The sequence below is a fragment of the Chryseobacterium sp. NG-CE01 genome, assembly GCF_055695505.1.
Window position 1 is genome coordinate 527,989 of the sequence record NZ_CM146369.1, and the last position, 26,729, is coordinate 554,717.

The 26,729-nt window shown below is 38.6% G+C and carries 23 protein-coding genes; 10 read left to right on the forward strand and 13 right to left on the reverse strand.

What is annotated here, in order from left to right; genetic code table 11:
* Window positions 1-133 precede the first annotated feature (133 nt).
* The 3 genes from ACYT6F_RS02595 (at window position 134) to ACYT6F_RS02605 (ending at window position 3,392) form a co-directional block, all read left to right on the forward strand.
* On the forward strand, window positions 134-499 hold the full coding sequence (locus tag ACYT6F_RS02595) for an SPW repeat protein (protein ID WP_472599757.1): 366 nt from the start codon (window positions 134-136) through the stop codon (window positions 497-499).
* A 143-nt stretch (window positions 500-642) separates the two neighbouring features.
* The gene (locus ACYT6F_RS02600) at window positions 643-2,784 is read left to right on the forward strand and encodes a M3 family metallopeptidase (protein ID WP_472599758.1); all 2,142 of its coding nucleotides are present in this window, start codon (window positions 643-645) and stop codon (window positions 2,782-2,784) included.
* Window positions 2,785-3,014: 230 nt separating this feature from the next.
* Entirely contained in the window at window positions 3,015-3,392 is a 378-nt protein-coding gene (locus ACYT6F_RS02605; RefSeq protein WP_472599759.1) for a YchJ family protein, read from the forward strand.
* Window positions 3,393-3,456: 64 nt separating this feature from the next.
* On the opposite strand, the gene ACYT6F_RS02610 is transcribed toward ACYT6F_RS02605, so the two are convergent.
* The 3 genes from ACYT6F_RS02610 to ACYT6F_RS02620 all read right to left on the reverse strand — a co-directional run bounded on the left by ACYT6F_RS02610 (window position 3,457) and on the right by ACYT6F_RS02620 (window position 5,276).
* Complete coding sequence (locus tag ACYT6F_RS02610; RefSeq protein ID WP_472599760.1) at window positions 3,457-3,957, reverse strand: FKBP-type peptidyl-prolyl cis-trans isomerase; 501 nt, start codon at window positions 3,955-3,957, stop codon at window positions 3,457-3,459.
* A 103-nt stretch (window positions 3,958-4,060) separates the two neighbouring features.
* Window positions 4,061-4,312, reverse strand: coding sequence for a VF530 family protein (locus ACYT6F_RS02615; RefSeq protein ID WP_472599761.1), 252 nt, complete (start codon window positions 4,310-4,312; stop codon window positions 4,061-4,063).
* Window positions 4,313-4,412: 100 nt separating this feature from the next.
* A complete protein-coding gene (locus ACYT6F_RS02620; RefSeq protein ID WP_472599762.1) occupies window positions 4,413-5,276 on the reverse strand; it encodes a hypothetical protein in 864 nt (287 codons plus the stop codon).
* Window positions 5,277-5,360: 84 nt separating this feature from the next.
* Here ACYT6F_RS02620 and ACYT6F_RS02625 point away from each other — a divergent pair, with 84 nt between their 5' ends.
* From ACYT6F_RS02625 to ACYT6F_RS02635, 3 genes are read left to right on the forward strand one after another with little or no spacing between them, the layout of a single operon-like run.
* Window positions 5,361-6,572 (forward strand): metallophosphoesterase family protein, encoded by a 1,212-nt coding sequence (locus ACYT6F_RS02625; protein ID WP_472599763.1) that lies wholly within the window; start codon window positions 5,361-5,363, stop codon window positions 6,570-6,572.
* On the forward strand, window positions 6,569-9,604 hold the full coding sequence (locus ACYT6F_RS02630; protein ID WP_472599764.1) for an AAA family ATPase: 3,036 nt from the start codon (window positions 6,569-6,571) through the stop codon (window positions 9,602-9,604). The genes ACYT6F_RS02625 and ACYT6F_RS02630 overlap by 4 nt, the downstream gene beginning before the upstream one ends.
* Before the next feature lie 29 nt (window positions 9,605-9,633).
* On the forward strand, window positions 9,634-10,080 hold the full coding sequence (locus ACYT6F_RS02635; protein WP_472599765.1) for an STM3941 family protein: 447 nt from the start codon (window positions 9,634-9,636) through the stop codon (window positions 10,078-10,080).
* 38 nt (window positions 10,081-10,118) lie between these two features.
* Here ACYT6F_RS02635 and ACYT6F_RS02640 read toward each other — a convergent pair whose 3' ends face one another.
* From ACYT6F_RS02640 to ACYT6F_RS02650, 3 genes are all read right to left on the reverse strand, one after another.
* Window positions 10,119-11,138, reverse strand: a complete 1,020-nt coding sequence (locus ACYT6F_RS02640; RefSeq protein ID WP_472599766.1) for an LLM class flavin-dependent oxidoreductase — start codon at window positions 11,136-11,138, stop codon at window positions 10,119-10,121.
* Window positions 11,139-11,217: 79 nt separating this feature from the next.
* Window positions 11,218-12,294, reverse strand: a complete 1,077-nt coding sequence (locus ACYT6F_RS02645; protein ID WP_472599767.1) for an acyltransferase family protein — start codon at window positions 12,292-12,294, stop codon at window positions 11,218-11,220.
* Window positions 12,295-12,308: 14 nt separating this feature from the next.
* Window positions 12,309-14,450, reverse strand: a complete 2,142-nt coding sequence (locus tag ACYT6F_RS02650) for a S9 family peptidase (protein WP_472599768.1) — start codon at window positions 14,448-14,450, stop codon at window positions 12,309-12,311.
* 233 nt (window positions 14,451-14,683) lie between these two features.
* Between ACYT6F_RS02650 and ACYT6F_RS02655 the strand changes: the two genes are divergently transcribed.
* Window positions 14,684-15,196: a YceI family protein gene (locus ACYT6F_RS02655; RefSeq protein ID WP_029298650.1), complete on the forward strand. Its 513-nt coding sequence runs from the start codon at window positions 14,684-14,686 to the stop codon at window positions 15,194-15,196.
* A gap of 196 nt (window positions 15,197-15,392) precedes the next feature.
* Entirely contained in the window at window positions 15,393-16,220 is an 828-nt protein-coding gene (ygiD, locus tag ACYT6F_RS02660) for a 4,5-DOPA-extradiol-dioxygenase (RefSeq protein WP_472599769.1), read from the forward strand.
* Window positions 16,221-16,280: 60 nt separating this feature from the next.
* Here ygiD and ACYT6F_RS02665 read toward each other — a convergent pair whose 3' ends face one another.
* From ACYT6F_RS02665 to hutH, 4 genes are all read right to left on the reverse strand, one after another.
* Window positions 16,281-16,553, reverse strand: coding sequence for a hypothetical protein (locus ACYT6F_RS02665; protein WP_472599770.1), 273 nt, complete (start codon window positions 16,551-16,553; stop codon window positions 16,281-16,283).
* A gap of 305 nt (window positions 16,554-16,858) precedes the next feature.
* A complete protein-coding gene (locus ACYT6F_RS02670; RefSeq protein WP_472599771.1) occupies window positions 16,859-18,355 on the reverse strand; it encodes a S8 family peptidase in 1,497 nt (498 codons plus the stop codon).
* A gap of 113 nt (window positions 18,356-18,468) precedes the next feature.
* A complete protein-coding gene (locus ACYT6F_RS02675) occupies window positions 18,469-18,915 on the reverse strand; it encodes a GNAT family N-acetyltransferase (RefSeq protein WP_472599772.1) in 447 nt (148 codons plus the stop codon).
* Between the two features lie 275 nt (window positions 18,916-19,190).
* Window positions 19,191-20,678 (reverse strand): histidine ammonia-lyase, encoded by a 1,488-nt coding sequence (hutH, locus tag ACYT6F_RS02680; protein WP_472599773.1) that lies wholly within the window; start codon window positions 20,676-20,678, stop codon window positions 19,191-19,193.
* 132 nt (window positions 20,679-20,810) lie between these two features.
* Between hutH and ACYT6F_RS02685 the strand changes: the two genes are divergently transcribed.
* Both ACYT6F_RS02685 and uvrC read left to right on the forward strand, forming a co-directional pair.
* Entirely contained in the window at window positions 20,811-21,572 is a 762-nt protein-coding gene (locus ACYT6F_RS02685) for a hypothetical protein (protein WP_472599774.1), read from the forward strand.
* Window positions 21,573-21,968: 396 nt separating this feature from the next.
* Window positions 21,969-23,762, forward strand: a complete 1,794-nt coding sequence (gene uvrC / locus ACYT6F_RS02690; RefSeq protein WP_472599775.1) for an excinuclease ABC subunit UvrC — start codon at window positions 21,969-21,971, stop codon at window positions 23,760-23,762.
* A 39-nt stretch (window positions 23,763-23,801) separates the two neighbouring features.
* Here the strand turns inward: uvrC and ACYT6F_RS02695 are convergent, their stop codons facing one another.
* The 3 genes from ACYT6F_RS02695 to ACYT6F_RS02705 are packed head-to-tail and all read right to left on the reverse strand — an operon-like array spanning window position 23,802 to window position 26,542.
* Entirely contained in the window at window positions 23,802-24,560 is a 759-nt protein-coding gene (locus ACYT6F_RS02695) for a hypothetical protein (protein WP_472599776.1), read from the reverse strand.
* 9 nt (window positions 24,561-24,569) lie between these two features.
* The gene (locus ACYT6F_RS02700; RefSeq protein WP_169229178.1) at window positions 24,570-25,652 is read right to left on the reverse strand and encodes a putative type IX sorting system protein PorV2; all 1,083 of its coding nucleotides are present in this window, start codon (window positions 25,650-25,652) and stop codon (window positions 24,570-24,572) included.
* 11 nt (window positions 25,653-25,663) lie between these two features.
* The gene (locus ACYT6F_RS02705) at window positions 25,664-26,542 is read right to left on the reverse strand and encodes a DMT family transporter (protein WP_169229177.1); all 879 of its coding nucleotides are present in this window, start codon (window positions 26,540-26,542) and stop codon (window positions 25,664-25,666) included.
* Window positions 26,543-26,729 lie beyond the last annotated feature (187 nt).

Below are 26,729 nucleotides of genomic sequence, written 5' to 3' on the forward strand. Positions count from 1 at the left end.
ACATTTTCAAAATACTTTCTCTCTATTAACTTAAAAACAAAACACCTTAAAAATCAATAATTTATACCACATTTTCTTATTCAATGGTATAAGTATTGAACTGTATATGATACACAACACAAAAATATATATTATGATTCCATCAAAAACACACGCGATTCTGGATTACCTTGTTGGTATGCTATTAATCGCTGCTCCATGGCTATTAGGCTTTGCAGACGACAGTGCTGCTACTATAATTCCTGTAGTTCTGGGGATTTCGACATTATTGTACAGTATTCTCACAAATTACGAATATTCTTTGGCAAAAGTAATTCCGTACAAAATTCACCTTACAATCGACTTTATAGCGGGTGCCCTTTTGCTGGTATCGCCATGGCTGTTCGGGTTCAACGACAGGATTTACCTTCCGCATGTTATTTTAGGTGCCTTTGAAATTGTTGCCGTATTGCTTTCCAGAAAAGCGATATCAACAGTTCATACACCAAGACACATTTAGTACTCCTTTTTAATTTTTCAATGCAATCAATATGATAGAGCTTTTCCAAATTCGGAAGAGCTCTATTTCTTGATGATAAGATGTAAATCGTGCATTTTTTAACGGAAGATTTAATATCTTTAGGCATTATTAATAAATCATTTATGAAGAAGATTTCATCAGTATTATTAATTTCTGCGTTAGCATTTAATCAATCCTGTACTACAATGAAAAGCACTGAAACTCAAAAGGAAGTTCCTTCACCGGATGCTTCCCTGTCGTCTAATCCTTTTATGAAGAAAAGCAAACTTCAGTATGAGGCCCCTGAGTTTGACAAAATTAAAGATGAACATTTCAAGCCGGCATTCGATTTCGGATTAAAACAACATGACGCCGAAGTTCTGAAAATCGCCAACAACCCTGAAGCTCCAACTTTTGAAAATACATTGGTGGCCCTGGAAAAAAGCGGGGAAATTCTAAAAAGAGCGATAATCGTGTTTTCCAATCTTACCAGTGCCAATACCAATCCAACTTTACAGGCGCTTGATGAAGAATATGCGCCGATTTTCGCGGCACACTCCGATAAAATGTATCTGAATGAAAATCTTTATAAAAGAATCAAGGCTATTTCTGAAAATGGCTTAGACTCTGAAAGCAAAAGATTATTACAGTATTACAAGCAAAATTTTGAAATTGCCGGAGCTAATCTTTCTGCCGCAGACAAAGAAAAACTGAAGCAGATCAATCAGGAACTGGCTTCCTTATCTACCCAGTATTCCAATAAATTACTTGAGGCAAGAAAGCAGGGCGGCGTTTTCTTTACGGATGCAAAAGAACTTGACGGTCTTTCCGCAGATGAAATTGCAGCGGCGGCTACCGATGCCAAAAATGCAGGAAAAGAAGGCCAATATCTTCTGGCATTACAGAATACTACGCAGCAGCCTCTTCTTCAAAACCTTAAAAACAGATCCACAAGAGAAAAACTCTTCAAAGCATCATGGACCAGAGCGGAGAAAGGGGATGCTAACGATACCAGGGAAACCATCGAGAAGCTTGCTAAATTAAGGCTTAAAAAAGCACAGATTTTAGGCAAAAAGAGCTTCGCAGAATGGAAACTTCAGGATCAGATGGCTAAAACGCCGGAGGCAGCAACCAACCTAATGAACCAGATTGCTACCCCTGCCGTTGAAACTGCAAAACGTGAAGCTAAAGATATCCAGGATCTTATCAATCAGCAAAACGGAGGTTTTCAATTGGAGCCTTGGGACTGGAACTTCTATGCCGAACAGGTGAGAAAAGCAAAATTTGATTTGGACGAAAGTGAAATCAAGCCTTATTTTGAGATCACAACAGTTCTTGAAAAAGGGGTTTTCTTTGCTGCCGAAAAATTCTACGGACTTACTTTCAAAAAAAGAACGGACCTTCCGGTGTATCATCCGGATGTGGTTACCTATGAAGTTTTCGACCATGATGGTAAATCTATTGCGATCTATTATCTTGATTTCTATACCAGGGACTCTAAAAACGGAGGAGCCTGGATGAGCAACTTTGTTGAACAGTCTTATTTACTGGGCACAAAACCTGTGATTGTAAACTGCTACAATTACCAGAAACCTGCACCGGGAAAGCCTTCATTAATCAGTTTTGATGATGTTTCAACGATATTCCATGAATTCGGGCACTCTATCCACGGAATGTTTGCGAGCCAGAAATATCCTTCTCTGTCCGGAACAAACGTCCCAAGAGACTTTGTAGAATTCCCTTCACAGATCAATGAACACTGGGCGCTGGATCCTGTAGTTCTTAAGAATTATGCAATTCGCTACGATACAAAACAACCGATTCCACAGACTCTGGTAGATAAAATTAAGAAAGCGTCTACCTTTAACCAGGGTTATATGACTACGGAACTGGTTTCTGCCGCAGAACTGGATATGGATTGGCATACGGTAACTGACGAAAGCCAGTTAATTCCCGTTTTAGATTTTGAAAAAGAATCATTAGGGAAGCACGGATTTATTTTAAAAACTGTGCCTCCAAGATATCATACGCCTTACTTTGCCCATATCTGGGGCGGTGGTTATTCTGCAGGTTATTACGCATATCTTTGGTCTGAAACACTGGATAATGATGCCTGGGAATGGATCAAGAATAACGGCGGGCTTACCCGGGAAAACGGCGACCGTTTCAGAAAATATATTCTTTCCGTAGGGAATTCTGTGGACCTGAATCAGGCATTCAGAGATTTTACGGGACACGATCCGGATATTAAGCCTTTATTGAGAAGCAGAGGTTTTATAAAATAATTTTTAAAAGCATTCAATTTTTTGGATGCTTTTTTTGTAAACATTAATCACTACATGAGTTCTTACGCTGACTTGCAAACGCACAGATTTGCAACATTATAAGTTTTGGCTAAAGCCAAATTGAATTGATTATTGTCAAGCCGGGCTAAAGCCCGCCTCTATTGATTTGGACATTATATGATTGGTAGAAAATATTCGTGTAAATTTGTGTTTTAAAATAAAATCAGAAAATGAACTGTCCCTGCTGCTCCGGAAAAACCTACGAAGAATGCTGTAAATCCTATCATAACGGTGAGAAGAATGCTCCGACGGCTGAAGCCTTAATGCGTTCAAGATTTTCGGCGTTTGCTATTCCGAATGGTGAATATTTAATGGAAACAACGCTGCCCAGCAAAAGGAAATATCACAATAAAAAGGATTTACAGGAATGGGGAGAAAGCAACAAATGGACACGTCTGGAAATTATAAACAAGCCTTCTTTATATAAAGTGGAGTTTAAAGCTTTTTACACTGATGAAAATAATAAAGCACAGATTCATCATGAATTATCAACATTTAAATTGATTCAGAACCGCTGGTATTATGTAAGCGGTGAATTTTTAGAATAAAAAATAATTAAAGTCTGTTTCATATTAAAACAAAAATGTCCGAAAGAATCGGACATTTTATATTTTAGTGAGCTTCATTTCCGTCAACGCCGTGAGCGTGACCATGTGCAAGCTCTTCCTCTGTTGCAGGACGTGTGTTCAAAATTTCTACCTGAAAATCCAAAACTTTTCCGGCCATTGGATGGTTAAGGTCTGCTATTACTACATCCGGTGTTACCTCTACCACGAATGCCTGGAAATTATTCCCCTGGTTATCGGATAATGGTAAAATTGCACCAACCGGCGGTAATCCGGATTCCTGGAACATATCTACTGGCAGCTGTGCCATTGCATCCGGCTGTCTTTCACCATAAGCTTCTTCCGGCTGAATTACAAATGCTGCTTTATCTCCAGCCTGCAATCCCAAAATATTCTGTTCAAATTTTGGAATCATCATTCCAACACCGTACAAAAACGTAAGTGGATTTTCTGCTGTTGTCTCTTCTACAAGAGTTTTACTCCCGTCTTCTTCGATGGTGTGAAGTATGTAACTTACAGCTACAACATGATTGTTTTCGATTGTCATATTTTTTTCTTTTTTTCGTGAATTTTCACGATTAACGTTACAAATATACTGTTTTTGGATTCATTAGGAGAAAATAACGGGGTAAAGAAGCATCCTTTGCATCCTACTTCTGCCCTCTTGTTTCTTTTCTTTTTCTCTCTCTCAGCACAAAAAGATATAAACTTTCTACTTTTGCTCTTGCCCAGGGCGTTTTCCTGAGAAATTTAAGAGATGAGCTGATGCTGGGGTTATCCGTAAAACATTTGATGCTGATCTGCTCACCAAGCTTTTCAAAACCATTGTAATATTCTACCAGTTCTTCAAGAATGGCATCAAGTCTTTTTCCGTGAAGGGGATCTTTAGATTGCTGTTCCATGGTGTAAAAGTAGATATAATTTAATAATAATCAGATCTGAAATATACCGAAAAGACTTTTTGAAAAGATTATTTTAATTCTAAAAAATCCCGTTCATATATTAATCAGAACTATTTTTCTTTTTTCCGGACTCAGATTTTTCCTTTTTATTTTTAAGAATATCCTCTGCCATACCTTTAAAACTTTCAGTTTTCATGATCATCAGGTTATTGCTCGGGTTCCATATGCTTACAAACTTCTTAGAAACAGTAGTGTAGCTTTCCCAACCGGTAAATTTCTGGTGCAACATCAGTGTACAGACATCGGTAGGGGTCATGGCCTGCCAGTTTTTGATGACATGACTGTGGACTCCGCTTATCGTATGTCCTATTTCCTCGTCATTAATCTTATGTACAATCATAGTATTGTGGAGCCTTTCAGCATTTTTCACCTGATCCTTGTGATCAAAAGTAATCAGATAATCATTTCCGAATATGACCGTATCCCCGGCTGAAGTCCCCGTTAAAACATACACTTTTTTAACTTTATTTCTGATCAGCGGGATGATATTGAGATTGGTATCTTTATATATTTTAAAGATCGTATCATTACGAATTCGTTCTAAAGCATTCTGTCGTATGGTAAAATATTCGGTTTCCTGAGGCGTAAAATCTCTTTCATTAAGATCTATTTTCGCATCTTTAGGATTATAATTGGCCGGAAAACAAATGGTGCCGATCACTTTCTGGCTTTTAGAGAAAAAAATACATTTCGGGACACCTTCATCCAGATAAGAAAAATAGCCTCCTATATTTTCCCTGTTTTTATAATTTTCAATAAAAATATCGGTGCCGTTCCAGCTTGTCATCTCGCTGTGATACAGGGCAATTCCTTCTTCATTGATTTCTTTGGAGAGTTTTTCAGGATTTTGAGCATTCACAAAAAGGGTGAACAAAACAGCAAATACTGTCAGTATTGGTTTCATGGTAGTTAGTTTTTGCAAAAATAGCGATAATAATGTTGTATACCACAATTCTTACTTTTCATTTATCTTCTTTACATTTACAATATGAAAATTCTGCATACTGCCGACTGGCATTTAGGTAAAAGACTCGACCGATTTTCCAGACTTGAAGAACAGGTTTTGGTGATGGATGAGCTTGTAGAGATTGCCGATGAACAAAATATTGATCTCATCCTGATTGCCGGAGATTTATTTGACAATTTCAATCCTGGTGTCGACGCCATACAATTATTTTATAAAACGTTAAAAAGGCTGTCGCTGAACGGAAAGCGGCCTGTAATTGCTATTTCGGGAAACCACGATTCTCCGAACCTTATTGACGCACCAGATCCTTTGGCCCGGGAATGCGGTATTATTCTCATTGGCCATCCCAAAGCGATTATCACTCCTTTTGAACTGGAACATTTCAGCATTTCAAAATCTGACGAAGGATATATTGAACTTACTTTAAAAAGCCTGGATCATCCCGTGAGAATCCTTCATACGCCTTATGCCAACGAGATCAGGCTTAAGCAATATTTCGGTGAAGAAAAGGAAGCCGAACTGAATAAAGTTCTCGCAGAACACTGGCAAAAAAATGCTGATGAATTTTGTGATGAAAAAGGGATTAACCTCCTCATGACCCATTTGTACATGAATAAAAAAGGCGCTCCCCTTCTGGACGAACCCGAAGGTGAAAAGCCACTCAGGATCGGAAATGCAGACCTTATTTTTTCAGACAGCATTCCTCCACAGATTCAGTATACGGCACTAGGACATCTTCACCGTTTTCAGAATATCGGAACCGAGGAAAAACCTGTCGTTTATTCATCTTCTCCCCTTTGCTACAGCTTTAGTGAAGCGGGGCAGACCAAATATATTTCTATCATTGAAGCCGAACCTGCGAAAACCGTTCAGTTTAAAAGAATCCCGATTAAAAACGGTAAATGCCTGGAAAGAAAAAGCTTTGACTGTATCGAAAAAACGGTGGAATGGCTTACGGAAAACCAGGACACATTCGTAGAACTGACTCTGGAAAGCGAAACCTTCCTTAAAGCCGATGAAAGAAAACGACTGTATCAAACCCATACCGGAATCGTACATCTTATTCCGAAAGTTAAAAACCAGGAATTGAATGAAAACCAGCTTCGGGATATCAACCTTAATCAGGACATCCAGTCTTTGTTCGGAGATTATTTTAAATCGAAAAACGGAGGCCAGGAAGCCAATGACGAACTTATCAATCTGTTTAACGAAATTCTTAATCCTAACTTATGATTCCGGTTCAACTAACTTTAGAAGGCATCTACTCATATCAGGAGCGTCAGAAAATTAACTTCGAAAATCTTACGGAAGCCGGCCTTTTTGGTATATTCGGAGCTGTGGGCTCAGGGAAATCTTCAATCCTGGAAGCAATTTCATTTGCACTTTATGGAGAAACAGAGCGCCTTAATGCCCGTGACAGACGCGCATACAATATGATGAACCTGAAATCCAACCGATCTTATATCGAGTTTGATTTTATTAATTCCGAAAACAAAAAATACCGTGCAACACGCGAATTTAAAAGAAATTCTAAAAACTTTGAAGATGTAAAAACCCCGTCAGTCACTTTTTACGAATGGAAAAATGAAAACTGGATTCCGCTTGATCACTCGAATGCAGAGCAGATTGTAGGGCTAAGTTATGCTAATTTTAAACGGACCATTATTATTCCTCAGGGCCAGTTCAAAGAATTCCTGGAATTGGGAGCCGCAGAGCGGACGAATATGATGAAGGAAATATTCGGGCTTCAGCGGTTTGATCTTCAGAACAATGTTTCCCTTATCAATACCAAAAACCGTTCGGAACTGGATCAGCTGGAAGGTCAGCTGAAAGGATTTGAAGAGGTAAATGAAGAACAGATTTCATCACAGAAAGAAAATCTAAAGCAGGAACAGCAGAAGTTTGAAGAAATACTGATAAGTTTCAAAGAAACGGAAAACATGTATTCCAAACTGAAAATTTTAAAAGAAGACTTTGAACTGCTGCATCAGAAGAAAACCCATTTTAAGCAGCTAACTGAACAAAAGGAAAATGTAGACTTGCTGGAGAGAAAAACAGAACTCTACGACCGGGTGTCGCGAATCTTCACTCCCTTGTTTTCTGAAAAAAATAAACTGGCAAAAGAAATTGCTGAACAGCAGCAGATAAAAAAATCCCAGTTACTAATTGTACAGAACACGGAGATTCAGTTTGAAAAGGTAAAAAGCGAACTTGCAGCGATACAGCCACAGTATGAAGCCCTTCATCAGTCGAAAATTCAGGAAAACGATCTGAATCTGATTCTGCAGATGATGAGGGTATATGATGAAATTAAAATCTTAAAAGAAAGAACGGAAAATGGGTTCCAAAAAGTAAAAGAAGTTGCAACTCAGCAAAAGCTGCTTCAGCAGAAAATCGAAGAGCTTTCCAAAAAATACGAACTGTTAAAGCCCTTAAAACTGGATCCAGGATTGCTGGTGAATGTAGGAAACTGGTTTCTGGAGCACAAAAAATTAACGGAAAATCTCAATAGCCAGATTCAAAAAGCTGAAGGTAAAAAAAATGAAATTATTGCCATTTCCAAAGAGCTTGAAGTTTTAAAGATCAATCCCGAAACATTCAGAGAAGATTTTAAGATCCAGGCTGAAAATCTGGAAAGTCAGAAAAAAATACTTTCTGAAAAACGTGGTCAGCTGGAGGTTCAGCAGAAGCTTTCTCATTTTGCCATTGAACTGCACGACGGAAAAGCATGTCCGCTCTGTGGCGCCCTGGAACATCCGAATATTGTACAATATGCCGATGTTAATTCAGAATTAGATGAAATTCAGCAGCAAACAGACCAGCTGGAGCACCGGAAAGATCTTCTGCAGAAACAAGTGTCTGAAATGGAAAAAATCCTTGACCGCAAGAAAATCTTTGAAGAACAGCTAAAATATGAGGACGACCAGACAAAACAGATTCAGAATCAGATAGAAATTCATCTTAAAAATTTTACCTGGAAAGAATTTAATGCAGCGAATAAAACTGATTTTGAAGAAAAAAGACAGCATTCTTTCAGCATTGAAAAGCAGATGGAAAAACTGAATGAGCAGATCAGTGTAGAGCAGAAAAATCTTGATCAAGAAAGAAATACCCTCGACAGCTACAACAAAGCACTGGAAAAATTCCGGCTGGATGAAGCTAAAAAAGAAGAGCAGATTAAAACGAATGAAGCCAACCTGAAAATCCTGAAATGGAAGAATTATACTGAAAAAGAGGCTTTAGAAGTAGAGGAAGCCCTTAACAAACTCAGCATTTCCAACCGCGAAACGGAGCAGAATTATCAGCAGCTTCTTAAAAAAGAAAAAGAAATTTCTCCAAAGCTGGCAGAGCAAAAAACCATTGTGAATCAGCTTGAAAAACGAATTTCCGAGCTGGAGCAGGAAATTGCAGAAAATACGCTTTCAATTGAAAAAGCTGTAACAGAACAGCAGTTTGACCAAAATAAAGTGCTGGAAATTTTGGCTGAGAAAATAGATGTTCAGGAAGCCAAAAACCTTATCCAGGAATTCAGAATAAAGTTTGAAACCTTAAAAAACAGCATTCTTGAGCTTGAAATAAAATTAAAGAATTTTACTTTTGATCCTGAGGAGTTTTCAGCCGCTGAAACGCGGTTTGCCTCTCTTGAGCTTGAAGTAAAAGCAGCCAATGATGCGGTTGTAAAAACAAAAGCGGAAATCGAAAGACTGGAAAAAGAGTTTAAGAAAAAAGAAGATCTTTTAAAAGTGTCGGCGCAGCTTCAAAAGCGGGCTGAAAATCTGAAAATCATGATGAACCTCTTCAAAGGGGCAGGATTCGTACAGTACGTTTCCTCGATTTATCTGCGGCAGCTTTGTGATCATGCGAATATACGTTTTCACAGGATGACAAGAAATCAGCTGAGCCTACAGCTCAATGATAACAATGAATTTGAAATCATCGATTACCTCAACGAAGGCCGCAGCAGAAGCGTAAAAACCCTTTCCGGCGGACAGGCTTTTCAGGTGTCTCTGAGTCTTGCGCTGGCTTTGGCAGAAAGTGTACAAAGCAATGCAAAGGCAGAAAAAAACTTCTTTTTTATTGATGAAGGCTTCGGGACTCAGGATCTGGAATCGGTAAATATTGTTTTTGAAACCCTTGTGAATCTTCAGAAAGAAAACAGGATTGTAGGCATCATTTCACATGTGGAAGAGCTCAAGGAGAAGATCCCCGTATCACTGAATATCATTAAGGATGAAGAAAAAGGCAGCCAGATTGAAATCGTATAATCTGATTAATTATTGAATTTAAATATAACATGCAAAATACATCTCTTATTTTAAAACCCGGAAAAGTAAAAAGCAGCATTTTACTGGTCATCAGCATCGGATTTGTTGTTTTAGGGATTTCTCTTCTGGATAGAAATATGCTCATTGCGATCCTGAATATTGTGTTTTTCGGAATCTGTTTTATCGTTTTTCTTCTCAACCTTCTTCCCGGTTCGTCTTATCTTAAGATTGATGAAAAAGGAATTGAGATGAAAAATCTTTTCAGAATAACCTTTATTCCGTGGCAGGCGGTACATTCTTTCCGTACAAAATGGGTGGCTTTTAATAAGCTCGTGATTTTTGATCTTAATAAAAATCTTGCGGGAGAAAAATTAAAGCGCCGGCAGGGAGGTTTTCCCGACACCTACGGAATGTCTGCAGACAAGCTTGCCGAACTTCTGAATGAATATAAAGCGAAGTTTGATTCTGCCATCTAAAATTAAAATTCCGCTGAAATAACTTCAGCGGAATCTTATTATCTTATCTGCGGACCAACTTTTTCACCAAATAACTCGATTGATTTTCTCATGATATCATTTTCAGGAGCTCCGACGTCCATGTGTCCGATGAATCTCGTAATCCCGAAAATCTCTTTCATATAGGCAATTTTGTCGGCCACTTCATTAGCATTTCCGATGAATAAAGCACCATCTTTGCTTCTTCCGCCCTCATATTGCATTTTAGTGTACGGCGCCCAGCCTCTTGACGAACCGATCCTGTCCATCTGTGATTTATAATTATGAAAATATCCGTCTATGATTTCCTGGTTTTCACTTACAAAAGTATGGGAGTGAATGGCAATCTGCATTTCAGATTCCGGATGGCCGGCTCTCAGATATTCCTGCTTATAAAAATCGATCAGATTTTTAAACTGTATCGGCATTCCGCCAATGATTGCAACAACTAGCGGCATTCCCAATTTTGCAGCACTCAAAACAGACTGTGGTGTTCCGCCCACAGCTCTCCAGATCGGAAGTTTTCCACCATTTTTAGCTCTCGGATAAACAGTCTGGCTCTGCATTGGCGCACGAAGTTTTCCAGACCAGGAAACGTTTTCTTCAGAATTGATCTTTAAAAGCAGTTCCAGTTTTTCATCAAAAAGCTCTTCGTAATCATTTAAAGAATATCCATACAACGGAAATGATTCAATAAAACTTCCGCGGCCTACGAAAATTTCTGCACGACCATCTGAAATCAAATCGAGTGTTGCAAAATCTTCATAGACTTTCACGGGTTCGGAGGAGCTTAAAACCGTTACTCCGCTTGCAAGCTTTATATTTTTGGTAACACTTGCCGCCGCAGCCAGCACAATTTCCGGCGATGAAACGGCATAATCAGGACGGTGATGTTCGCCCATAGCAAAAACATCAATTCCCACTTCGTCCATCAGTTTTACCTGATCAATGATTTCACGGATTTTAATTCCTGCATCTTTATATTTTCCGGTTGACTGATCTACTGCCAGATCGCCAAACATTCCGATACCTAATTCCATATTGTTGATTTTATGATACAAAGATACTTCAGGCAAAAATCAGACACATTGATCTTTGATAAGAAACAGGTTGCAGGATTTACAGTTTGCTTTTAAGTTTAAGAAACTGCTTTTCAAAAAGATGATAGGATAAAAAAGAAAAAATTACCGAAGCCATGAAGGATAACAAAACAATGACGAGCCAGCTCCATTCAAAATAATTACCCATTTTCACAAACAGCATAATGAAAACGGGATGGAGTAAATACAGCCCATAGGTGTATTTTCCTAGTTTTGCAAGAATAGTTTTGTCTGATATTTTAAAAACATTCTTCGTTCCCAGCGTAGATAAGATCAATCCTGAAAACAAAATACTCAGCAGCAATGAGGTTACTTTAGGATCAGGTTTTATCCCGGTATTTGACAGAAGGATAATTATTGCCAGAACGGACAACGCATACAAATATTTGTAAACTGCAGGAATCAATTCCATTTTTTCAATAATATCTTTTCTGAAAACAAAAATATAAGCCGGAATTCCGCCAAATGCAAAGTAATGAATATTGGTAAAAAGATCCAGCGTAATGATCCCGTAATGTTGATACACTGCCTGCATCACGAATGAAAAAACAATACACCCTAAGAGCAGTTTCGGAATATTTTTTAAGGATATCCAATAAAAAGCCAGTCCCCAGAAGATATAAAAATGTTCTTCGATACAAAGCGACCAGATAACGTTTAAGGGTGAAACATTGGGAAATGTACCCATCCGCATCTGCATATAATTTTCCAGGAAAGCACAAGTTAAAAACCAATTGGGTTCATATCCTTCATTAGAATAGGAAATATGAAAAAAGTCAAGGACAAAAGGCGTGCAGAATGCAAATAAAACCATGGCATAATACAAAGGCCAGATTCTTAATATTCTTCTTAAAAAAAACTTTTTCAGGTCAATTTTCCCATGAGTATTTATTTTCTCAACCATCAGAATATAGGTAATCAGGAAACCGCTGAGTACAAAGAAAAAGGAAACGCCAATCCCGCCTTCTTTAGCAAAGTAATGAAGAAAATTATCTTTTGGAACCGGTGAATGATGGAGGAAAACCAACAAAAAAGACAGAAACCTCAACGAATCAAACGTATGAAAGTGTACTCTGTCTTTTTGTATAAAATTCATTATGCCGGAATAGATTATTTTTTCAGATATAAATCAAAATAATCTGTTACTTTCTGCATAAGGTGTACTCTGTCTTTCCCGATTACATTATGCGGATGTCCCGGATATACAAAATAATCTACCTGTACCCCGTTGTCTACAGCAGATTTGATAAATTTAACCGAATGCTGCCACACCACCACATCATCCTGTGCTCCGTGAATCATCAGCAGCTTTCCTTTAAGATTCTGTACTTTATCCAGAAGATTGGCTTTTGCATAACCCTGCGGATTTTCCTGAGGCGTATCCATATATCTTTCCCCGTACATGATCTCGTACATGCTCCAGTCGATTACCGGGCCGCCTGCAACGCCCACTTTGAAAACTTCAGGATGACGAAGCATAAAGCTGGTCGTCATAAATCCTCCGAAACTCCATCCATGAATCCCCATTCTTTCAGAATCTACATAAGGCAATGATTTCAGGTAATCCACTCCTTTCATCTGGTCATTCATCTCGGTAGTTCCCAGGTTTCTGAAAACAGCCTGTTCAAATTTCAATCCTCTGTTTGCAGAACCTCTTCCATCCATCGTGAAGATGATATATCCGTTCTGCGCCATATATTCGTACCAAAGATTGCCGGATGCAGGGAAAGAATTGGTGATTAACTGTAAATGCGGGCCATTGTATAAATACACGATTACCGGGTATTTTTTAGATGCATCAAAATTAGTTGGAAGGATAATCTTTCCATACAGCGGAGTACCATCGTCAGCTTTTAACACGACATCTTTTATTTCGGGACGCTGGTAATTTTTCAGCGGATTTTCAGCAGTCAAAATGGTATTTGATTTAAGGCTGTTTGTATTGATTATACTTGCTACTCTCGGAGTGGTTGCATTGCTGTAGATATCATACAAATGGTTTCCGTCGCTGCTTAAAATTCCTGTGTGGATACCATCTGCATTATCCAACCGCTGCATTTTGAAATTAGTCCAGTTGATTCTGTATAAATGCTTCTCCAAAGGAGTTTCTTTGGTGGAAGCAAAATAAATCTCTTTTTTCTTTTCGTTAAAACCTAAAATATCAGTAACCAGCCAATCTCCTTTGGTGATCTGAGCAATAAGACCTTTTTCCAAACTATAATGAAACAAATGGTTATATCCTGTTCTCTGACTCTGCCAGATGAAATCTGTATTGGAATTCGGGAAGAAGGTAAGCGGGTGCTGCGGTTCTACATATTTATCACTGGTTTCTTCAAATAATGTTTTCACAAAATTTCCTGTTGCTGCATCGTACTGATTCATTGTAAGGTGATTCTGCCCTCTATTCAGTACGCCTACAAAAATATATTTAGAATCCGGGCTCCAGGTAACCGCCGTTAAATATTGGTCTTTTTCACCTTCAATTTTCAAAAATGTGGTTGACTGATTTTTGATATTAAACACTCCCAAAGTTACCTGATGGGAAGTCTGTCCTGCCATCGGGTATTTGATATTGTGGTTCACAGCAGGTGTTACAGACCAGTCGATGATCGGGTAATCTGCAACCATGGTCTGATCCATTCTGTAGAATGCTACACTTTCGGAATTTGGCGCCGGGAAAATCCCCGTATCAATCCCGAATTCATTACGGTGAACATTGGATGCTCCGTTCAGGATATTTTCATCTGTATCATTGGTAACGGCGATTGTTTTACCATTTTTATTTATAAACAAATTGTTTTTTACGGTAAATGCAACCGTCTGATTATCTGCGAAAACTTTCAGATCTGAAGCATTCTGGTCCATTTCAATCTGATTTTTCATTTTCCAGTCATTACCAGATTTTTCAATCCAGGTCATCTTTCCGGCGGAATTGAAATATCCTCTGGAATTACTGATGAATTTGATTTGAGGAACCGCTTTTAAGGAATTGTCTGCAAGGTTTCTTTTTAATTGTGTTAAGGATACCAGCGTGTCCTGCTTATTGGTTTTCAGATCTGTGACAAGATAGCCGCCTTTCACGGCCTGAATATATGATTTTCCGTCTCCGGACCATGAAAACTGGGAAATATTTTTCACTGCAAGATTAGTTCTCAACCCATTAACAGCCTCTGCCATCGTAAATTTCTGAGTCTGGGCAAATGCAGAACTTCCCAGAAGCACCATCAGTAAAGAAAATTTATATAATTTCATTTGATAAAAATTGAATCCTCCAAAAATAAGAAATAAATATGATCCGTTAAGAAAATGTTAAAACAAAACGCTGACAATAGAAATTGAGGCATTATCCTTACCTTTTTGTTATTGAACGGAAAATTAAAATGATAGTTTTAAGCCAAAAAATCATTTCTTATCCTACGTCAATGAAACGAATCTGTTTTCCGACATACATTTGCATCATTAATAACAATCAAAATTACAAAACAATGGCAACAAAATGGACATTAGACCCGGCACATAGTGAACTTACTTTCAAGGTAAAACACATGATGATTTCAAACATTAAAGGAAACTTTACCGATTTTACCGCGGAAATAGATGCTGAAGACGATAGTTTCGCCAACGCTAAAACGACTGCAACCATTCAGACAGCTTCTATCTCTACCCACAATACAGACAGAGATAACCACTTAAGATCTGCTGAATTCTTTAACGCTGAAGCTAATCCTACAATTACTTTTGAATCTTCAGCCCTGAACAACGAGGTAACAGGAAATCTTACCATCAACGGAATTACAAAACCTGTAACATTAGACGTTGACTTTAACGGAATCAATGTGGACCCTTGGGGAAATACAAAAGCTGGTTTTTCTTTTGAAGGCAAAATCAACAGAAAAGATTTCGGACTTAACTGGAATGCCGCTCTTGAAGCAGGAGGTGTAATGGTAAGCGAAGAAGTGAAAATCGCCGGTGAATTACAGTTTGTAAAACAAGCGTAATTCATTAACGCAGTCCGGGAAGTCCTGAAGGGACGACCTATAACAGAATCGGATGGTAACCCGGTTTATTAAAAAACAAATGAGTCCGCGAGGACGAACTATCCGACAACAGGATGTCAATCCTGTTTTTATTTAAATAACATAAAAGGTTCAGGGAGCAAAAGCCTTGAACCTTTTTTAATGAATATGAGATAAAATGAACCTCAACGATCTTCAAAACATAAGTGATCTTTTCAGCAATACCGCAAAAATGCCGGTCTTGTTTCTGGGACATGGCTCTCCTATGAATGCCATTGAAGAAAACCAGTTTGTACAGGGATTTCGCAAGGCTGCTTCTGAGATCCCGAAACCCAATGCCATTTTATGTATTTCGGCACACTGGTTCACGGCAGGAACTAAAGTGACCGCCATGTCGATGCCGAAAACCATTCATGATTTCGGAGGTTTTCCACAGGCGCTGTTTGATGTACAATATCCTGCTCCGGGATCTCCGGAACTGGCTAAAGAGACCGCTGAATTATTGGAGCCTGTTTTTGTAGAAGAAGACCACAGCTGGGGATTGGATCATGGCGCATGGTCGGTGATTAAGCACATGTATCCTGAAGCAGATATTCCGGTAATTCAGATGAGCATTGATTATTCAAAACCTCCGCAATACCATTTTGATTTAGCTAAAAAACTGAACAAACTTCGCGAAAAAGGAATCCTGATTATCGGGAGCGGAAATATCATTCACAACCTGAGACTTATAAACTGGAGAAATATCAATACTGTGGGTGCTGGATGGGACTGGGCCGTTGAAGCCCGTGAGAAAACCAACAACTGGCTATTGGATGGAAATTTTAAGAATATTATTGAATATCAAAATCAGGGAATTTCGCTGCAGTATGCTGTCCCGAGTCCCGATCATTATCTTCCCTTAATCTACACACTGGGACTGAAAACTTCTTCAGATGAGCTGTCTTTGTTCAATGATGAATTGATTGGTGGTTCGCTCAGTATGACAAGTGTAAGAATTGGCTGATATTTGAACAATAAAAATCGAGGGAAAAATCCCCCGATCTTAGAATATGCATAAAGTTGTTTAGATTCTTGTGATACCAACAACGTGTGGCTGACCGTTAATCGGCTGGTAGATTTCCACAATAGCCTGCCACATAACATCTGCAGGCGGCATTGAAGCGTCGCACTTGAAACGGTAATTGGTTCCGTTTACCACTTGTGTTGATACGTCGTACGGTTTGTATTGTACTCCTACAAATCCTCTCATTGCTTCGTCAAATACTTTTTGATCTTCCGGAGTAAGAGGGTGAAATGCTGTCCAGCCTCCTACTAATGTTTCTTGTTGTTCTGTCATGATTAATATTTTTGTTTTCCTACTCTTATGGCCTTTCGGATACGCCCCGTTTGAATGGTTTCTGGCTCCATAGTTTTAGTTTTTTTAAATCTCTCAGTACACTTAGACAATGGTCTATCGTACAGATCGAAATGTTTTGTTGTGATCACATGACAAAGCTAGTTCAGAAAACGGATAAATGTTAGAGTAGATATACTCAATTTTGCATTGCGTATAATTACTTAATGATTTGCAGGAAGAATTTAAAAACATAAAAGACAGCAATAATTATCGCTGTCTCTGTATTAATTTATTCGTGGTAAATTTTACTGCACTGCCTGCAGAACATTAATATTACCGTATCCGTAATCAGAATTCGGGGTAGGATAATAGGTTGCCGACTGACGCATTTTGTTCAGCACCTGATCTCTCGTCCAGGAAGGATTTTTGGACCATACCAAAGCGGCAATTCCTGCGGTGGAAGCGGTCGCAACGGAGGATCCGCCAACATAATCGGTCTGTCCGTTGTAGTAACTCAGCACCGGAACACTATTTCCTGAAGTTCTTTCCATCTGGTAGGTAAAATCAATCTCGGCACCGGAATGACACACATCGCATTTCTGATTGGATGTATTTTCTTTTACTCCTGTCACAGCCTGCGCTTCAGCCATCCAGGCCGGGAAAATCACTCCTACGAAATTGGTAAAACTGGTTGAAGTTCCGCCTGCACAGAAAATCAATTTCCCTTTTGAATACGCATATTTCACTCCGTCTTCAATTTTTCCTACAGAGAAAATATGACCCATCGACATAGATATAATTTTTACATTGGGATTGTTCCCTAATTCCGTGAAGGCGATTTTCACTCCGTTTTGTTCGTGATAGCCATCCAACACAACATTGGATGCCGCTCGATACGTAACCAAATTGGCATTATAGGCAACTCCTACCGGCTGCCCCATATTATTTCGAGGTGCTGCCATTGCCGAAGCCATGCTTGTTCCGTGCCCGCACTTATCTGCCGAACCGTCATAGCCACTGCTCCACGGCCATATGGAGTCTACATAGACTCCGTTTTTACTGATGCTTCTGCCCGAAGACAATCCGTTGTTGAAACTGGAGCCTAAAAGAGACTGCTCTGAAGAAACACCACTGTCAATCACGCCGATGGTAATTCCGGCACCGGTACTGTAACTCCAGGCATTGATAATATTATGTTTCGAAAACGACCACGGCGCTTTGGCATTGGGTGTAACGGTTGTATAATCTGATGTGCTCAAGGCAGTCGATTCAAATCCGCATCCTGATGAGGAGCTGCTGGATTTTGCAGTCCCATTCAGTTTTCTTTCATTTTCAAAATAACGGTAGTCAGCAGGTTCCACATAACGGATATTTTTCATTTTACGTAAAGCAATCACCGTTTCCTGCTTTTCGATGGCAACGTCCATCTGGTTGAGGTATGGGTCGGAAGATAATACGATCCTGTCTTTTTTTCCTTCATACTGCTCAATCACTTTTAAAATTTCTGACTCAATAGATTTGCTGTCGGGGGTCTGGCTTCTGTCGAAAGAAGAACCGAAGCCTATGGACGCAATTTTATTTCCCTGAAAGATCGCACTCCACACAAAATGATCGGATGATCCCTTCCACGAAAATCTTCCTTTGGTTTTGATGGTTTCATTAATTTTCTCATTGATCTGTTTTGCAGAAAGCGGGTCTTTCCGGGTGATTTCCATATCTGCAGGTGAATTCTGCAGATCGTCTCTGTTACATGCCGTAAAAACAAAAAACAACATGAGCACGTAGAATACATGTTTCTTCATATAAAATAATATTTGATTGGTAAACCAAGATATCACTTTACATTGAATTACAGAATATTAAAGTTTAAATTCTGATGAATTTTTATTATGCTGAAAATAATATCCACTGAAAATTACAGAGTTTTCTCGTAGCAGACACTCTTCTCAATGCCTATATACTGTCCATAATTAGGGATTCTCATATAGCCACTTTTCTCATAGACAGAGAGTGCTTCATTCTGTTCCAATGAAGATTCCAGAACCGCTTTTTGGTAGTTTAATTCTTTTGCCCACTTTTCAAGCTCTTTCACAATAGCTGTTGCCAAACCTCTTTTCCTGAAATCAGGATGCGTGTACATTCTTTTAATTTCTACCGTATCGTCTTCAAACCTTTTAAAAGCGCCACATGCCGCAGGAATTTCATGGATGTAAACAACAATACAGTTTTTAATCATATCGATTTTATTAAACTGGCTATAAAATGCCTGGTCTTCACCATTACGAACTGCCAGATCAGCATCTAAAAGTTTTACCAAATCCCGAAAATCTCTGCAGGAAGAATCTGTTCTCTGAATTTTCATAATTAAATTTTTATTGGATTAAAAAACCAAAAGCTCCGGACGAAGGAGCTTTGTATAAAATTATTATAAGAACCAGCTGTGCGTTTTGAAAAATTTTGAAAGTAGCTTCGTCACTTCGAGTGTTTTTTCGCAACAAAGTGGAGAAAAAATGTATCGAGAATGAAATCCATCTTCAAAATTATAAACTTCTCAATACGATTTTTTTCAAAAATCTACTAAAAGTGACGAAGATAGATCAAAATGCACAACTGGTTATAAGAGTACTTTTATGAATATTAGTTTACCACGAATCTCCTTTCATTAATCAGTTCTGCGATCGCAAGCATGTCTTCCCCAATTAAACGGTCATCCTCAAGTTTTTTAACTTTTGACCGTAAGATTGCAACGTTTTCTTCAATGATTTTTGAACATTTTGACGGTCTTCTGAATTCTAAGCCTTGTGCTGCAAACATCAATTCTACCGCTAAAATATTGACCAGATTTCCAAGCACCTGATTAAATTTTCTTCCCGAAATACTTCCCATCGAAACGTGATCTTCCTGTCCGAGACTTGTCGGAATAGAATCCGCAGAAGCAGGGAAACATAATGTTTTATTCTCCGTAACCAATGCTGCTGAGGTATACTGTGGAATCATAAATCCGGAATTAAGCCCTGAGCTTTCCGTTAATAATCTTGGTAAACCGTATTTTCCTTCTAACAATAAGTAGCTTCTCCTATCAGAAATATTTCCTAATTCGGCTGCCGCTAAAGTGGCATAATCCAACGGTAAAGCCATCAGCTGACCGTGGAAATTTCCACCGGAGATGGATTCTTCGGCACTTAAAACAATCGGGTTATCCGTTACGGAATTCAATTCTGTTTCCGCCATCATTTTCAGGTGCTCAAAAGCGTTTCTGCTTGCCCCGTGAACCTGTGGGACGCATCTCATGGAATACGGATCCTGAACACGCTCACAATCTTCATGAGCCTGCAGATTTTCCGAGCCTTTTAAAAATTTCAGCATTCTTGCGGCTACTTTCTTACTGCCTTCAAAAGGTCTGATCTCATGAAGTTCTTTCTTGAAGGGACTTGCAGAACCTCTGTACGCTTCAAGGCTCATGGCTGCCGTCATATCAGCAAGATCCAGTAAATATTCAAATTTTTCCAGTCCTTTGATTGCGTGTGCTAAGATAAACTGCGTTCCGTTAATCAGTCCAAGTCCTTCTTTCGGTCCCAGTGACAAAGGAAGAAGATCGTTTTTTTCTAAAATTTCTGCCGTAGGAAACATCTCGTTTCCAACCCATACTTTTCCTAAGCCCAAAAGCGGCAATACCAAATGAGCGAGCGGGGCAAGGTCACCGGAAGCGCCAACAGAGCCCTGCTCCGGAACGACCGGGATGATATCTTTTTCCAGCATCAGGATCATTCTTTCAATCACATCGAGAGAAACTCCCGAAAATCCTTTTGACAACGCATGAACTTTGGCAATCATCATGATTTTTGAAAGTTCTTTATCAATGGGCTTTCCTACTCCTACCGCATGGGAAATGATAAGATTATATTGTAAAAGTGCGGTTTCATCCGCTGAAATTTTCGTATCGCAAAGAGGTCCGAAACCCGTGTTGATCCCATACACACAACGGTCTGACTCTACAATTTTCTGAACGTTCTTTTGTGATTTTAAAATTTGCTCTTTTGCTGCTTTATTAAGTTTAGCTTTATTGGGAGTTTTGCAGATCTCCAGAACATCATGGAAACTCAAAACATCTACGCCGTATATCATTCTCTAAATTTTGTCTTAAAATTACGCATTTAACCATAATTGGGAAAACTAATTTTCAGCGATAAAAGTTTTCTCAAAACAAGCAGATTAATTTCCTATTTTTACCGCCGAAATAAAAAAATTAATATCCTTATGAAACTTAAAACATTACTGTTTGCGTTGGTTCTTTTCAGTACTGCATCTTTCGCTCAAAAAGTGAAATACTCGAAAGAAGAAATTAAAAAGATGGAACAATACCTCTTCAATGAAGGGTTCAATATGCCGTCACCAAAGAAAACCTCAACTGTTATTTTAAAAGACGGAAGCGTTCACAAAGGTTTCTGCAGTAAAACGGATTCCAAAAAAGGACAGATCTTTGAAGTTTCCCTGAAAGACAGCATCACGAAAAAGACAGAGACTTTTGATGCCGATCATATCGCGGAAATGTATATCTATCCTAGTAATGCTGAAAAAATTGCAAAAGTGGCCAAATATATGGGCAACATCAGAAATTACAGTACCCGAAAGCTCACCAAGACCACGAACAGTGACAGAATATATTTTGTGAATCAAACCGTTTCGTTAAAAAACAAAAAAGACGATAAAGAATTCCTGATGCAGGTAATCAATCCCGGATTTGACGATATTATTTCCGTTTACCATGATCCGAGGGCGAAAGAAACCGGAGGTGTATCATTTGGCTACGGACCTCAGCTGGGAGGCGGTGTTATTAAGTCTTATTATGTAAAAAAAGGCGATAAAGTAATGTGGCTTCATAAAGATGACTTTGAAGATAATTATGATTTTCTATTTGGAGACAATGCAGAATTCATGAAAAAATATCCTAAAAATTCTGTAGAATGGGATTACTTCAGCTTTTTGGTGAATGAGTATACGACAATGAGCAACGGATAATCTTACATCTATATTAAAAAATGCTGCCTCTGATAAAGGCAGCATTTTTTATGCTTCCTAAAAGCCGCGCAGGTTTCTTATAAAACCTAAGCACGTTTCACCTGAAACCTAAGCACCTTTTATCAAAAACCTGAGCAGGTTTTGACCGAAACGTTAGCACGTTTCCGGACATTGATAATCAATAATGAAAATCAGCACATTACACCACCGATATTTTACGTATAACCGGTTAACATGGCTTCATAAATAAATAACATGTAACCTGATCCTATTACACAGCTGTTTAAACAAAATAAACACAACCCTATTACAATTTAATAGATATAGTAAATGAATCTGGAAACCCAGGTAGCTGTTCGGCTTTTTTTTTGCCTTTAAATTCCCTAAATTTGTTATATGAATCCTTCCTTAGAATTACAGCTGAAAACTTTACCATCTGAACCCGGCGTTTATCGTTATTATGATAAAAACGATCAGCTGCTGTATGTGGGTAAGGCCAAAAATCTGAAGAAAAGAGTACTTTCTTATTTCAACAAGACCCTTTCCGGTTACCGTACAAGAATAATGGTCGGGAAGATAAACCGCCTGGAAACTACGATTGTTAACAGCGAATATGACGCGCTGCTATTGGAGAATAATCTTATCAAAGAACATCAGCCGTTTTATAATGTCATGCTGAAGGATGACAAGACCTATCCGTGGATCTGTATCAAGAATGAAGATTTTCCGAGAATATTTTTAACGAGAACCAAGATCAAAGACGGATCAGAATATTACGGACCTTATGCAAAAGTGCGTCCCGCAAAGATCTTACTGGATACCATCAAACATATCTACAAGCTGAGGACATGCAACCTTAACCTGGCTCCTGCAAAGATTGAGGAAGGTAAATACAAAGTATGTCTGGAATATCACATTAAAAACTGCGAAGGACCGTGTGAAGGACTGGAAAGCAAGGAAGATTACGATGAAAAGATCGATGCCATACGCGGGATTATAAAGGGAGATTTCCGCAAAGCAAAGGAATATCTGATGAATCAGATGATGAAATATGCCACAAATCTTCAGTTTGAAAGCGCACAGATCGTAAAGGAAAGACTGGATGCCCTTGAAGATTACCAGGCTAAAAATACAGTCGTCAATCCAAGCATTGATGATGTAGATGTTTTTGGAATGACCAGCGATGAGACTGCCGCTTATGTGAACTTTTTTAAGATCAGGAACGGAAATATCATTCAGAGTTTTACGACCGAAATCAAAAAAATCCTTGAGGAAACAGATGAAGAGATTATGGAAGAGGCTTTAATTGAGATTCGTCAAAAATTTGATTCAAATTCCAAGGAGGTTTTGCTGCCTTTTCACCTGGCTATTGAGATCCCGAATGTAAAATTGATTGTTCCTAAAGTAGGAGACAAAAAGCGTATTGTAGAGCTTTCTGAAAAAAATGCCAAAGAATACCGTCTGGAAAAGCTGAAGCAGGTACAGATAGTAGACCCGGAACGACATACCAACCGCATCATGGCAGAAATGCAGAAACTACTCAGAATGCCTGTAGAACCGCGCCATATCGAGGGATTTGACAACTCGAATATCCAGGGAACGAATCCTGTTTCGGCTTGTGTTGTTTTCAAAGACGGAAAGCCCAGCAAGGCAGACTACAGAATTTTTCATCCTAGAACCGTAGAAGGTCCTAATGATTTTGCTACGATGGAAGAGGTCATTTACAGACGTTATAAAAGAATGCTGGATGAAGGAGAAGACCTACCACAGCTGATCCTGATCGACGGAGGTAAAGGCCAGCTTTCTTCAGCGGTGAAAAGCTTACGTCTGTTGGGATTATACGGTAAAATAACCATCATCGGTATTGCAAAAAGGCTGGAAGAGCTTTTCTTTCCGGAAGATTCTATCCCGTTATACCTTGATAAAAAATCCGAGACGCTTAAAATTTTACAGAGAGTACGGGACGAAGCGCACCGTTTTGGCGTAAAGCACCACAGAACCAGAAGAAAAAATTCAACGATAAAATCTGAACTGGAAGAAATTCCCGGCGTGGGCGGAAAAACAATTGAACTGCTCTTATCGCGGTTAAAATCTGTGAAAAGAATTAAAGAATCAAGCCTGGAAACTCTGGAAGAGATTCTTGGGAAAAGTAAGGCTAAAATTGTATATGATTTTTTTAATAATGAATAAAAAAGGTTGGAAAATTTCCAACCTTTTCACTATCTCAAATTATTTCTTTATAAATATCTCTTTTTCATACTCACCATTTGCTTTAGGCAATTCAATGACAATATTTCCGTTTTCATAATATCCTAGAGTTGCCTCTCCGTTCTGCAATTTCACTCTGAAAACATCTGCTTTTGTTGTTGTCTTAAAAGTCGCATACGGCGAAGAGCTGTTTGAGTTTACCAAAATAAACTGCTGATTATCCAACTGCACCTTCATTACATCAACTTTACCGTTGCTGAATTTTACGGCATTATTATCTGATGTAACCTGGTTTTTATTCTCGGGTTCCTTTATTTCTGTACTCGACGATGTTGTGGTAATCGTTGTAGAGGCAGCCGTTGTCTGAACTACAGGACTTGAAGGAGAAACCGAAACAAATGTCTGCTTAAGGGCATCCTGAAAACCTTCTTTAAATTCTTTGATATTAGAACTGCCCTTAGTTGAAGATATCACTTTATCATTACAGTCTTTAAATTGAAGCAATACTTTATTTCTAAGGAGACCGCTGTCGTTTACCACATCCGCCATTAGTACACTGCACGGATTAGCCTGTGCTTCGGCAGGCCACTGCAATTTGTCTGCCGTTACAACGGTGTAATTCTTACTTTTTAAGGTTTTGGCAAGCATCTCAGCCAGGCCGTAATCCTGTTTGAAAGTTTCGAAATTTAACGGCATTGAAATATATCGGTAGTCGGAAACTTTTTGTCCAAAGGCAAACATTGAACAGGCTGTCAGTATAACAAGTGTGAGTTTTTTCATTTTAAATAATTAATCATTTCGGAATTGTCCCATATCCAGTTTTAAAGAAAAGAAGTTGGAATAAAAATTAGATCCTCCGATTCCTGAATTGGTAATGGCATAATCTAACGTAAGACCTCTGTATCTGATCCCGATTCCCGCGCTTGGCTGGAAGGAAACCTTTCTTCGAAGATCTTCAATATCTGTAATCGACTGGAATCTGTTGACTCCAAGTCTTACAAAAATCATTTTCTGATACCCCAGCTCTGCTCCCGCATACGGAGTGATGCTGGCAATATCTGAGGAAATAAGGGCTGCTGTTTTAGCAAAATCGATATTCAAACCCGCTTCCGGCAAAACATATACACTGCTGTTAATATCAAATATTTTACTGGCACCGATGTTCAGTTTTGGCATGGTAAGCTCCATTTTATCTTTAGGGGCCGGGTTGAATTCTTCTCCGTTAACCACCGTGGAAAGCTCTTTCTGATTGACACTCCAGAAGTTTACTGTAGTGGTGGCGTCTCTCAGCATACCTCCCAGCTTCCAGCCGTTGTCCATTTTATAAATGGCACCGACATCGAAACCAAAGCCGTATCCGTTGGCAAACTTTCCTACATTTCTGTAGACAATTTTCGCATTAATTCCGACATCCAGTTTGGTATTCCCTCCCGGATTGAAAGCATATGAAAGTATAGCTGCATAATCCGATTGTGAGAATTTTGTAATTTTATCGTAATCAATATTTCCCTCGGTATCGATAAGCTGTGTGGTATTGAGGATATTATCAACCCCAAGTCTTACGACAGACACCCCGAAAACCCCGGTTTCAAGAACTTTGGCGTAAGCAAGATAGTCGTATTTGGCAATTGATTCAAAATATTCGGCGTGCATTGCTGCTCCTTGCCAGTCTTTTTCGATCGCCATGAGTCCTGCCGGGTTCCACATCGGCGAATAAACATCATCCTGGTTGGAAACTACTGCCCCGCCCATCGCCAGACCTCTGGCTCCGGCTCCGATATTTAAGAATTCGTTAGAATACTTTCTGATGATCTGCGATTGCGAAATCCCGAACATCAGAAAAAATACAGGTAAAAGATATTTTTTCATCATATAGTTGATGCTTAATTTATAGTTTTTTGTTTTTTAGCTTTTATTAATCCGTTGACAATGATTGCCAGTATCATAACTCCTGAAGCCACGTAAAAAACAGGACTCATATGTTCTGATTCTCCAAAGATAAAAAAAGCTAGTATAATTCCGTAAACCGGTTCTAAATTAACTGTTAAAATTAGTGTAAAAGGCGAAATATATTTCATGAGATTCACCGACTCCAGCATCGGAAAAGCTGTGAAAACACCTGCCAACAAGCATATTAACGCAATATCACGGTAACTTATTTCATTCATGTGAAAAATTTGACCTGTAAATAAATAAATCAGCATTAAAATGCCCCATCCACAGAAGATTTCATAAAAAATAATATTTCCTGAGCTCGTCTTGCCAAACATCTTACCATTGAATACCGAAAATATAGTCCCGAAAATTGCACACAGCACTCCATAGAAAATTCCTTCTTTGAATCTGAATTCAGTTTTGAAGATTAATAAAATACATGCAACAATAACGATTCCCATGATGACTTCAGAAACATCAATTTTTCTTTTAAAAATAATGGGCTCTAAAATGGAAGCGAATAAGGTAGAAAGGGAAAGACAGCTCAGCGCAATGGAAACGTTTGAAATTTTAATAGAATAAAAAAAACAGTACCAGTGAAAAGCCATGGAGAAGCCTATGGCAGCCAGCTGAAAAAATATTTTCTTTGAGACTTTAATACTTTCTTTACGGAATACCCTGATGTAAATAAAAAGGCATACTGCGGCAAAAAGCATCCGATAAAAAACCAGAATCTCTGCATTGGCATGAATCAATTTTCCCAAAATTGCCGTAAACCCCCATAAAAACACAATCAAATGCAATCTGAAAAGAGCCAATTTATGCATATCCTACTTCTTTTTTATTTTTTTGCAAATTTACAAATCGGTTTTACAATGCAGTTATATATTGACAACTAAATCAGCCTATTTCTAAACTTTTATTTTACTGTCTTAAGTTTTTGTATGAAAGATAAAAAACAAGAGATGCAGAATATAAGTCTATCTGTTTTTACTGTAGAAATATATTGGTCGG

Bases quoted from the DNA above. Each gene is read 5' to 3' on its own strand.
- ygiD (WP_472599769.1), top strand. From the start codon at position 15,393: ATGAACCTCAACGATCTTCAAAACATAAGTGATCTTTTCAGCAATACC.
- ACYT6F_RS02615 (WP_472599761.1), bottom strand. From the start codon at position 4,312: ATGGAACAGCAATCTAAAGATCCCCTTCACGGAAAAAGACTTGATGCC.
- ACYT6F_RS02645 (WP_472599767.1), bottom strand. From the start codon at position 12,294: ATGAATTTTATACAAAAAGACAGAGTACACTTTCATACGTTTGATTCG.
- hutH (WP_472599773.1), bottom strand. From the start codon at position 20,678: ATGATATACGGCGTAGATGTTTTGAGTTTCCATGATGTTCTGGAGATC.
- ACYT6F_RS02695 (WP_472599776.1), bottom strand. From the start codon at position 24,560: ATGAAAAAACTCACACTTGTTATACTGACAGCCTGTTCAATGTTTGCC.
- ACYT6F_RS02600 (WP_472599758.1), top strand. From the start codon at position 643: ATGAAGAAGATTTCATCAGTATTATTAATTTCTGCGTTAGCATTTAAT.
- ACYT6F_RS02630 (WP_472599764.1), top strand. From the start codon at position 6,569: ATGATTCCGGTTCAACTAACTTTAGAAGGCATCTACTCATATCAGGAG.
- ACYT6F_RS02640 (WP_472599766.1), bottom strand. From the start codon at position 11,138: ATGGAATTAGGTATCGGAATGTTTGGCGATCTGGCAGTAGATCAGTCA.
- ACYT6F_RS02655 (WP_029298650.1), top strand. From the start codon at position 14,684: ATGGCAACAAAATGGACATTAGACCCGGCACATAGTGAACTTACTTTC.
- ACYT6F_RS02700 (WP_169229178.1), bottom strand. From the start codon at position 25,652: ATGATGAAAAAATATCTTTTACCTGTATTTTTTCTGATGTTCGGGATT.
- ACYT6F_RS02705 (WP_169229177.1), bottom strand. From the start codon at position 26,542: ATGCATAAATTGGCTCTTTTCAGATTGCATTTGATTGTGTTTTTATGG.
- ACYT6F_RS02675 (WP_472599772.1), bottom strand. From the start codon at position 18,915: ATGAAAATTCAGAGAACAGATTCTTCCTGCAGAGATTTTCGGGATTTG.
- ACYT6F_RS02620 (WP_472599762.1), bottom strand. From the start codon at position 5,276: ATGAAACCAATACTGACAGTATTTGCTGTTTTGTTCACCCTTTTTGTG.
- ACYT6F_RS02670 (WP_472599771.1), bottom strand. From the start codon at position 18,355: ATGAAGAAACATGTATTCTACGTGCTCATGTTGTTTTTTGTTTTTACG.
- ACYT6F_RS02610 (WP_472599760.1), bottom strand. From the start codon at position 3,957: ATGACAATCGAAAACAATCATGTTGTAGCTGTAAGTTACATACTTCAC.
- uvrC (WP_472599775.1), top strand. From the start codon at position 21,969: ATGAATCCTTCCTTAGAATTACAGCTGAAAACTTTACCATCTGAACCC.
- ACYT6F_RS02665 (WP_472599770.1), bottom strand. From the start codon at position 16,553: ATGACAGAACAACAAGAAACATTAGTAGGAGGCTGGACAGCATTTCAC.
- ACYT6F_RS02650 (WP_472599768.1), bottom strand. From the start codon at position 14,450: ATGAAATTATATAAATTTTCTTTACTGATGGTGCTTCTGGGAAGTTCT.
- ACYT6F_RS02625 (WP_472599763.1), top strand. From the start codon at position 5,361: ATGAAAATTCTGCATACTGCCGACTGGCATTTAGGTAAAAGACTCGAC.
- ACYT6F_RS02685 (WP_472599774.1), top strand. From the start codon at position 20,811: ATGAAACTTAAAACATTACTGTTTGCGTTGGTTCTTTTCAGTACTGCA.
- ACYT6F_RS02635 (WP_472599765.1), top strand. From the start codon at position 9,634: ATGCAAAATACATCTCTTATTTTAAAACCCGGAAAAGTAAAAAGCAGC.
- ACYT6F_RS02595 (WP_472599757.1), top strand. From the start codon at position 134: ATGATTCCATCAAAAACACACGCGATTCTGGATTACCTTGTTGGTATG.
- ACYT6F_RS02605 (WP_472599759.1), top strand. From the start codon at position 3,015: ATGAACTGTCCCTGCTGCTCCGGAAAAACCTACGAAGAATGCTGTAAA.